The 1,392-nt window shown below is 46.4% G+C and carries 1 protein-coding gene; it reads left to right on the top strand.

The features are described from left to right. Window positions 1–1,392: hypothetical protein (locus tag K7R11_RS05005; protein ID WP_224489148.1), on the top strand; the 1,392-nt coding region annotated here is incomplete at both ends.

Consider the following 1,392-nt stretch of genomic DNA (forward strand, 5'->3'; position numbering starts at 1 on the left):
CATTGAGAACGGAGCACCTGTAACGGTAGACCTGAGTGCCTACCTGGACAACACCGATGCACAGACGATAGCATTAGACAATACAACCAACATCCTGACCTTAGGTAATGGTACCGGTGCAGATACTACAGTAGACCTTAGTGGATATGTGAGTACGGATGATCAGAACCTGACCAGTGCGACGATAGATGGGAGTAATATCCTGACGATCGCTATTGAAAACGGGGATCCTGTAACCGTGGATCTTAGTGCCTACCTGGATAACACCGATGAGCAGGACCTTACGGGAGCGAGTATCGATGCGAGTAACATCCTGACAATCGCCATTGAGAACGGAGCACCTGTAACGGTAGACCTGAGTGCCTACCTGGACAACACCGATGCACAGACGATAGCATTAGACAATACAACCAACATCCTGACCTTAGGTAATGGTACCGGTGCAGATACTACAGTAGACCTTAGTGGATATGTGAGTACGGATGATCAGGATGCATCAGAGGTATCCTATGATAATTCAACTTCCGGATTAGGTTCTACAACAGTACAGGCAGCTATAGATGAAATTATCGCAGTTGGAGCTACAGATGCAGATGGGGATCCAACCAATGAATTGTCTGATCTTGACCTAACCGGGAATCAATTAACCCTTACAAATGCTGTTTCCGGTGCAACCGGAGTAGACCTGACTCCTTATTTGGATAACACCGATGCCCAGACCTTGGCCCTGAGTGGCACTGACCTTTCGATTGCTAACGGAAATTCAGTGGATCTGTCGGGGTTTGTAAGTACTGATGATCAGCAATTGAGTTTAACAGGAAATACCCTGGGGATAGAGGATGGAAATACCGTAGACTTATCTGCTTACCTTGATAATACGGATGCCCAGACTTTGTCATTAAGTGGATCTGATCTTACCATCGCAAATGGAAATACGGTAACCCTGCCTGCAGCTGATGGTACAGAAACACTAGTGCAGTCCGGCAATGCCAATGTTACTGTAAGCGGTGATGGTTCATCTGCCACCCCATATTTAATTAGTTCTGTAGACACAGATGATCAGGTTGCCTCCGAGGTAGGTATTACAGCGATAACAGGTATAACTGCAGCAGACGTACAGGGGGCCCTGGAAGAACTGAATACTAACAGTAGCGATGATCAGAATCTGACACTTGCCGGAAATAGTTTAAGTATAGAGGCCGGTAACTCAGTAGACCTGACTCCTTATTTGGATAACACCGATGCCCAGACCTTAGCCCTGAGTGGCACTGACCTTTCGATTGCTAACGGAAATTCAGTGGATCTGTCGGGGTTTGTAAGTACTGATGATCAGCAATTGAGTTTAACAGGAAATACCCTGGGGATAGAGGATGGAAATACCGTAGACTTATC

Origin of the sequence: Robertkochia flava, from assembly GCF_020166515.1 — a bacterium.
In the GTDB taxonomy this organism is placed as follows: domain Bacteria; phylum Bacteroidota; class Bacteroidia; order Flavobacteriales; family Flavobacteriaceae; genus Robertkochia; species Robertkochia flava.